The 9,802-nt window shown below is 58.6% G+C and carries 1 protein-coding gene; it reads left to right on the top strand.

Annotated features, from left to right (window positions below):
* The first annotated feature begins 4 nt into the window (after positions 1-4).
* Complete coding sequence (locus BMZ56_RS21965; protein WP_177195258.1) at positions 5-9,700, top strand: Ig-like domain-containing protein; 9,696 nt, start codon at positions 5-7, stop codon at positions 9,698-9,700.
* The last annotated feature ends 102 nt before the right edge of the window (positions 9,701-9,802 follow it).

Below are 9,802 nucleotides of genomic sequence, written 5' to 3' on the forward strand. Positions count from 1 at the left end.
TACGATGAAAAGCAAAAGAATCAGCACGGCCTTGATGCAACTGGCCATGGTGGCCAGTCCGTTTTCAGTTAGTGCAGCCACCTCGGCCTACTACAGCGGCCGGCGGGGTGCATACGGCTCAGGCAGTAAAACCCATTGGGTCGATCCGGCATTGGCTCGAATATCCAAAGGCTTGGTTAATAATGGTAGTTCCCGACTAAGCCGGATGCGGGAATTGCCGTTGAATGGCGATGGTGAACTGGCCATCCGGAAGGTGTTGGTAAAAGAAGTATTGGTGGTTGACCAAAACATAGCGGATTACCGGCAGTTCAGCCATTTGGTAAAACCGGGGGTCGAACTGGTGGAGATTCCGCGGGATGTGGATGGGCTAGCGTTTTTGATGCAAGCCCTGGCGCAATACGACGGCTTGAATGCCCTGCATGTGGTTTCGCACGCCCGTGCGGGGGAGCTGTTGCTGGGCAATGCGCGCATAACGGCTGACCTGCTTAAAAATCATTCCGGGTTTGCAGGGGTGGTTAACAGGGCCGTCAAAACCGGTGGCGACTTGCTGTTGTACGGCTGTGAACTGGGCAAAGGGGAGGCGGGTGATGAATTCCTGGAGGTGATCAAGGGAAGCACGCATGTAGATGTGGCCGCTTCGGACAACCTTACGGGGAACGCGGCTTTCAATGGCGATTGGGAGCTGGAAATCCAGAAAGGGGATATTGAGGCAAAGCCGTTGGCCAATTCGGTGGCGATGAAGGATTTTACGGAGGTGTTGCAACTAAGTGGAACAAAAACGTTTGTAACTTGGAATGGGGAATACTACTCCGCTAATCCGACCAAAAGCTGGGAAGGTTTCACAACTTACATTTCGACAACCGGGAGTAATATAGAAGTAATCAGCGGAACAGCGACGGATAATCTTTACGTAAGTATCCTCAATGCTGACTCTAAATTTTTCATCCGCGCGGACCCCGCAGGAGATGCTTTTGGAGTAAGCAGTATAAATATCGCTACACCGGACAGGGGTGGAAATCCAGCGACTGATGTGACCATTTATGGCTATGAAGCTGGTAATGCTATACCGGTGGTCACCAAGAGCAATGTAGATGTGGCCAGCGATAGCGGAACTGAAATCGATCTGACCACGGAGATTACAGGTACGGGTTCATTTGCCAATATTGTTCGGTTACGAATAAAGCAAAATAATGGCGATTCTTTCGACTTGATGTCGGTGACGTTTACACCGGTAATTGACGCGCCGTCAGTGCCGGACCTGATGGCCAGCAGCGATAGAGGCTCCAGCAATACCGACAACCTCACGAACGACACCACGCCGACCTTCACAGGTACCGCCGGGGCAGGAACGATCGTCCGGCTCTACGCAAACGATGTGGAAGTCGGCTCTGTAACAGCCGACGGCTCCGGCAACTGGACCATCACCTCGGCCCAGCTCGTCGAGGGCACGTACGACATTACCGCGCGTGCCGATGACGGCAACTTGAGCGCGCCCTCGTCTTCGCTCTCCGTTACCATCGACGTGACCGGACCGGTTGTATCCACCCCGGACCTGGCCGCCACGTCCGACAGCGGCAGCTCCAATACCGACAACATCACCAACGTGCGCCGACCCGAGTTCACGGGCACGGCCCCGGCCGGAACCCTCGTCCAGCTCTTCATCGACAATGCCGGCAACGGCGATGCCACCGACCCGTTGAATGAAATTATCGGCACCGGCACCGCCGGCGCGGGCGAAACCTGGTCGATTACCTCCACCGTGGATCTTTCCCCGGGAACCTGGTCCATCAAGGCACGCGGCCAGGACGATGCGGGGAATTTCGGCGCGGCTTCCTCCAGCGTGAACGTCACGATTGACATCACACCACCGGCGGCCGTCCCCGCTGTACCCGATCTGGCGACGGGCAGCGACACCGGTTCATCCGATTCCGACAATATCACCAACGACACCACCCCGACGTTCAGCGGTACCCACACGGCCAATAACGTGGTCCGGTTGTACGCAGACGGCGAGCTGGCCGGTTCCGCGACCGCCAACGGCTCGGGGATTTGGACCATCACCTCGGACGCCCTTGGTGCAGGTACCTATTCTTTTACCGCACGCGGCGTCGACCTCGCAGGCAATGAAGGCACATCCTCCAACGGCTTATCGGTGACCATAGACACCGACAAACCCGCAGCGCCCTCCACGCCCGACATGGATGCGGACAGCGACACCGGCAGCTCCGACTCGGACAACAATACAGACGACACCACCCCGACCTTTAGCGGCACGGGCGCGGAAGCCAACGCCACCGTGTACCTGTACGTCAACGGGGTGGAGGTAGGCGAGAGCACGGCGGATGGCTCCGGCAACTGGAGCGTCACCGTCAGCGCTGGCATGGCGCTGGACGCTGGCGACTATTTCGTCGTGGTTCGTACCATAGATGCGGCCGGCAATCTCAGCGACGCTTCGGGGGCGCTGCCAATACACATCAATACCGCCCCAACGGCCAACGGCAATCTCTCCCAAACAGTCAGCTACACGGAGGATCCGGGTGGCAGCGTGGCCTTGGGTGACATCGTCGTCTCCGACATCGATCCCGGCGAGGCCATCACCGCCACGCTCACGCTCAGCGACGCTGCTGCCGGCTCGCTGAGCACCGGCACCTTTGGTTCGGCGACATCAACCTATAATGCCGGCATCGGTGTATGGACGGTAACCGGTTCGGTGGCCGACGTAAATGCGGCGCTGGCCGCGGTGGCTTTTACACCATCGGCTGATCACGATCAGAATTTTACGATTACGACGCATATCGAAGATGCGGCAGGTACAGGGCCTGCTGATGGTACGATAAGCGTTGAGGTCACCGCGGTGAACGATGCGCCCGTGATAACGGCACCGGTTGCCATCACTGTGACCGAGGATATTGAGACGGCACTCACCGGCATCAGCGTTGCCGATGTGGATGCAGGATCGGGTAATGTAACGGTGACCTTATCGGTTCCGAGCGGGTCGCTTTCAGCGACCAGCGGAGGCGGTGTTACCATTGGGGGTACCACCAGTGCCCTGACATTGAGCGGAACAATCGCGGATGTCAATGCGTTTATCGCTGCGAGCAACGTGACATACACTACTGCGCTGAATACGGCGGGCAATGTAACGTTAACCGTGGAAATAGATGACAACGGCAACACAGGAACAGGTGCGGCCCAACAGGATTCCGAAACGGTTACGCTACAGGTTACGGCAGTAAACGATGCGCCCGTGATAACGGCTCCGGCCACCATCGATGTCGATGAGGATGTATCTTCGGCGCTCACCGGCATCAGCTTTGCCGACGTGGATGCGGAATCAGGAACCATAACCGTGACCTTATCCGTTCCGAGTGGGTCGTTGTCGGCGACAAGCGGAGGCGGTGTCACCCTTGGCGGGACCGCCAGCGCCCTGACATTGACGGGAACGATCGCGGACGTCGATGCGTTTATCGCTGCAAGTGGCGTGACGTACACCACCGCGCTGAATGCGACTGCCAATGTGACCCTTACTGTGGATATAGACGACAATGGCAATACAGGGGCTGGTGGATCACAATCTGTTACTGAAACGATTACGTTACAGGTTACAGCAGCCAACGATGCACCGGTACTGGATGACAGTGCTTCGCCCGCGTTGAACAGCGTCACGGAAGATGCAGCGGCCCCGATAAATGGTAGCACCGCTGGCAGCACGTTGGTATCTGCCCTTACCGGAGGCATCAGTGATGCCGACGCCGGAGCATCGCAGGGAATCGCGGTAATCGCGACCAGCGCACAGGGCACTTTCTGGTATTCACTCGATGGCGGCACGACCTGGACTTCCGTTCCTTCAGTGTCGGAGACTGCCGCATTGTTGCTTCAAACCGATGTGCGGGTATATTTCCAGCCCGTTTCCGATGTCAATGGCACGATCAGCGATGCACTTACATTCCGGGCGTGGGATCGCACTTCGGGCAGTAACGGCGGTACGGCCAACACAACAGTAAACGGCGGCGGGTCTGCATTCTCCACTGCCTCCGATGTCGTGTCTGTCGACATTACAGCCGTCAACGATGCCCCTACGGCAACCAACCTGACGCAGTCGAAGACCGCTGCGGAAGGTGGCAGTGCCGTTGCGCTGGACGATATCGTGGTGACTGACCCGGATGCGGGGGAGACGATCACCGCAACATTGACAATGAGTAATCCGGCGGCTGGATCACTGAGCACGGGTACCTTTGGCTCTGCGACATCAACCTTCAACGCCGGTACGGGTGTATGGACGGTAACCGGCTCGGTGGCCGATGTGAATGCGGCGCTGGCCGCGGTGGCCTTCACCCCTTCCGCGGATAACGACCAGAATTTTACGATTACGACGCGCATCCGCGACGTCGCAGATACAGGGCCTGCCGATGGTGCGATCAGTGTCGCCGTAGTCGATGTGACGCCGCCGACGGTAACGGCTGTAGAAGTGGCCGGCTCGCCTTCGGCGAATGCAGAGGCCATCCAGTTTACCGTTTATTTTGATGAGGTGCCAGCGAATATCTCTACAAGTGATTTTGTCCTTACATCAACGGGTACGGCAAGCGCGAATATCGCTAGCAACTTTCCGGTGAATGCCAATACCGTAACGGTGATAATTGACGAGATAAACGGTACGGGCACGTTGCGGCTGGATGTGAATGCGAACTCGGGGATTACCGATACGGACGGGAACGGCAATGGCACCAACGGTTTTGTACCGGCTTTCGCCGGCGGTGAATTGCATATCGTAGACCGAGATGCACCCGGAATACCGGCCGGCCTTGCGTTGGATGCTGCATCTGATTCCGGTACCGCCGCCGATGGCATAACGAACGATAATACACCGACCCTGAACGGGACGGCTGATGACGACGTGGCCATAACGGTCACCTCCGATATGGACGGAGTGCTGGGTACCATCACGTCAGATGGCAGCGGCATCTGGAGCTATACGCCCACCACGTCGCTGACGGATGGCACGCATAACCTGACGGCCACGGCGACGGATGCTGCAGGGAATACTTCCGCAGCGTCCCCTGCACTGGAAATTACCATCGATATCACCCCGCATGCGAAGCCTTTACCTCCGGTGCTGGCGACGGCCTCGGATACGGGCGAAAGCAATACAGACAACATCACGTACCTGACCGACCTGACCCTGCAGGGAGAGGCCGGTTCGGTGGAGGCTAATGCACGGGTACATGCCCGCTCTGATCTGGAGGGTGGCCTGACCAATGCCACGGCCAATGCCGACGGCAGCTGGAGCCTGGATGTATCGGGCTTGGTGGAGGGTACCCACCAACTGCAGATTACAGCCACCGATGTGGCGGGTAACACAAGTGTCTACTCCGACGCGTTGACGGTAACAATTGACAGAACCGCCCCGCTTGTCAGCAGCGTAGCATTCGACCAGGCGAGCGTTACCGCGGCCAATCAGACCGCCATCAGCCTGAGCTTGGCCGGTGCGGAAACGGGTACCAAAGCGGCATTCACAATTACCGGCAACAACGGCGGTACGCCTGTCGCCGCTTCTGGATTGGCGGTCGGTTCGGCAACGCAGCAATTCACGGATATCAATGTGACCAGCCTGAACGACGGAACACTGACGGTGGACCTGACACTGGTCGACATCGCGGGCAATGAATCCGCGGCGGTCACCACTACGATCAGCAAAGATGCGGATGTGCCAACAGTATCCGGCGTGGTGATTGCCGATGGTTACTATGCCGAAGGCGATATCATCGCGGTGAGCATCACCTTCGATGACGATGTGACCGTGAGCGGTACGGGTTCCACGCTGGCGCTCGATATCGGCGGAACGATTCGACAAGCCAGCTTTGTGAGTGAAAATGCCGGCATACTGGTTTACCAATATACCGTACAGGCCGGAGACCATACGGATGGCACGGGTGTACTTGTTCCCTCCAACGGTATTTCGCTCAATGGCGATATTATCCGTGATGCAGGAAACAATGATGCGATCCTGACTTTCGTGCAGACCGGCAATGCCAACGCCCAAGTGGACACGGAGGCCCCGGTGGCGCCCGCCGTGTCGTCACCTGCGGCGGAAACGGTTGTAAATGCGGATGATCATACCATCAGCGGAACACATGCGGAAAACGGCATTACCGTTAAGGTCTATATGGATACAGATAACGATGGGGCGGCGGACAATGCCCTGGCGCTGGACATGTCGGTAGTTGTTGACGGCACTTGGAGCCTAACTGCTCCGTTGGTAGCGGATAGCGAAAATGATTTTGTAATCATCGCGGAAGATGTGGCGGGTAATACCTCCGCTGCCATGGATGTGCCGACCATCGTGGAAGATTCGCAGGCCCCGGCGGCTCCGGCCGCACTTGACCTGCTGGCCGCCACCGATACGGGGGTGAGTGACAGCGACAACCTGACCAGCAACAATGCGCCGATGCTGAGCGGTACGGCAGAACCCAACAGCACGGTAGTCCTGACCAGTGACCAGGACGGCGTGGTGGGTACCGTTACGGCAGACGGATCGGGCAACTGGAGCATTACGGTTAGCCCGCTCAATGACGGTGTGCATGGCATTACTGCAACAGCAACCGATGAAGCAGGCAATACAAGTGTTCTATCTGCGGCCCTGCATATCACGATTGATACCCAGGCACCGACACTGACCGCAATAGCTGACCAGTTTCTAGCCCTGAGGGGAACCAGCAGTTTGCTGGCGGTTACGTTGGGGGACGATGGCAGCTTGCCTGCAGACCTGGATTTGACTGCCACGAGTTCTAACCCGGATGTGGTATCGCTGGCCGATATCGTGCTGGGCGGCTCGGGGGCAAATCGGACCGTGACGGTCGAAGCTTCCGGTTCGGGAACGACCACCATCACGTTGAGTGCGGAGGATAAAGCCGGTAACACAGGCACGGCGGCCTTCACTGTGACAGTAAACAGTGCGCCGACAATAAGCGGTTCTCCGGCGTTGAGTGTGGATCAGGATACGGCCTACAGCTTTGTCCCAGTAGCGGAAGACATCGACGGGGATACGTTAACCTTCAGCATTACCAACAAACCCGCGTGGGCGAGCTTCGATACAGCCACGGGTGAACTCAGCGGCACGCCAGGCAATGGGGATGTGGGGGAGACCACAGGTATTGTAATGACGGTGAGCGATGGTTCGTTGAGTAGCAGCCTCCCGGCCTTTGATGTGGAGGTGGTGAATATAAATGACGCACCGGTGATCAGCGGTATGCCAGCGACGAGTGTGGCGCAGGACATTGCCTACAGCTTTGTTCCGATGGCGGAAGACATCGATGGTGATGCGCTTACGTTTAGCATAACCAACAAACCAGACTGGGCGGATTTCAATACAGCCACGGGTGAACTGAGCGGCACGCCAAGCAATGGGGATATAGGCATTACCGGAGGTATCGTTATCGAAGTGAGCGACGGTGAACTGGGTGCAGCGCTTCCGGCGTTTGAGCTGGAGGTCGTCACTGTTGATACGGTTGCCCCTGAGGTTTTGGGCGTGATCGATGGGGGGATTTATAAGGTTGAGGTAATGATTGTCTTCAACGAAGGCACGGCGACGCTGAATGGTGAGCCCTTCACCTCGGGTACTGTGATTACGGAAGAAGATGAATATACGTTGGTGGTCACAGACGACGCAAGGAACGAAACTACGGTAAGCTTTGCAATAGACAAAACCGGACCGGTTGTCACCGGCGTTGAAGACGGCGGGCTTTACGCCGGAACGACTACAGCATCTTTTGACGGGGGCACGGCCACATTGAACGGCGCACCGTACGCGGCGGGCACGCCGATCACGGTGCCGGGTGCATACACGCTTACCGTTACGGATGCCGCGGGCAACGAGACCACGGTCCTCTTCACGATGGGAGCCCTTCCGGATGCCCCGGCGGGACTTTCGGCCACGGCTGGCAACCGGCAAGTGATGCTGGAGTGGGGGGCACCGGAAGGGGCCGTTCCGGAGGTCACCGATTACATGATCGAGTACTCGGGCGACGGCGGTTCCACCTGGACGGTACCGGAGCGTGAGGCGTCTTCATCGGCAAGGTCGCTGGTGATCGGCCTTACGAACAACCGCTCCTACCTGTTCCGTGTCTCGGCGGTGAACGCTGTGGGCACGGGAGCGGCCAGCGGCACGGCGGCGGTGATCCCGGCGGAACCGGTACCGGACGGGGAGGGTAACCTTCCAGAACCGGATCCGGGTGTTCCGGTGGTGGTGACTGACGGTAAGGTCGAGGCGGTGATGCTGGAAGTGGTGGACAGCGAATACCTGCGCCTGAGCGGCGAGGGCTATGCAATGGTACTGGCCTCGGTGGGCCCGGACGGGGAGCGCATCCCGATCTCGGCGATCGATGCCATCATCCGGCTGCTCAAAGGGAACGGGACGCAGGTTTACGTGGGCGGCAACGGTTTCGAGCCGGGAACGGTGGTGACGGTGTACCTGTTCTCCACCCCGGAATTGGTGGGCCACCTTCCGGTGGGCGCGGACGGCAGCTTCGGCGGCTCGCTTCCGGTTCCGGCGGACCTGGAGCTGGGCGAGCATACGCTGCAGGCTAACGGCGTGGTTGCCGGCGGTGGCGGCGAGCGTTCGGTATCCATCGGGCTGGAACTGGTCGATAGGAAGCCTCAGTGGCTGGCATTCGATGCGCTTGCTGACAGGGTGTATGGCGACGGCCCGATCGCACTGGAAGCCACGGCGACTAGCGGCTTGGCGGTGACCTACGCGGTAACGGACAGCGACGGCAACCCGACGGATATAGCGGTTATTGAAAACAACAAACTTATCATTCACGGCGCGGGCGATATCGTGATCACGGCAGGGCAGGGGGGCAATGCGGACTACTCGGCAGCCCCGCCGGTGAGCCGAACGCTGCACATTGCCAAGGCGCCGCTTTCGGTGCGCACATCGGATGCTACGCGCGCCTACGGGGAGGCCAATCCTGCATTTGAACTGGACTATAGCGGCTGGATGAACGGTGAGGATGCCTCTTCGCTTGACCGGATACCTTCGGCAGCAACGGATGCAACGGAAACGAGCGTACCGGGCAGCTATGCCATCACGGTAAGCGGCGGAGAGTCGGCGGATTACGCATTCACCTACCACGGTGCCACATTGGCGGTCACGAAAGCAGGGCAGGCGATCACCTTCACGGCCCCCGGGGAGGTGAACCGGGATGCGGGCAGCATCCAGCTGGATGTGTCGGCGAGCAGCGGGCTGCCGGTGACATTGAGCCTGGACGATCCGCAGGTTGCCGTATTGAGCGGCAGCACGCTGGACATCCTCCGGTTGGGTACGGTGACGATCACCGCCACGCAGGCCGGCGACGGCAACCACGAAGCGGCCGAACCGGTAACGGTGACCATTGTTGTGACGGATCGTTCCTCGGACTTTGCGGTACGTGTACATCCGGCGGTATCGCCGAACGGCGACGGGATCAACGAGTTCCTGATGGTGGAAGGTATAAAGGATTTCCCGGAGAACCGTGTGACGGTGATCAGCCGTAACGGGACGCTGCTGTGGGAAGCCGGCGGTTATGATAACGACCGGGTGGTGTTCCGCGGCGTCAGCACGGCGCAGCAGCAATTGCCCGCAGGCACGTACTTCTACATCGTGGAGGTGAAGGTGAACGGAAAATGGGAGCACCGGAAGGGATACTTTGCAATACGGTATTAGTGAATAAGGGGAAAAAAGATATATGAAACGGAAATTACTGATCATGGCATCGGCGTTACTGTGTACGTCGGTTGCCACCTACGGCCAACAGGCCCTGACACA

It is taken from the genome of Parapedobacter indicus, assembly GCF_900113765.1.
Taxonomy (GTDB): domain Bacteria; phylum Bacteroidota; class Bacteroidia; order Sphingobacteriales; family Sphingobacteriaceae; genus Parapedobacter; species Parapedobacter indicus.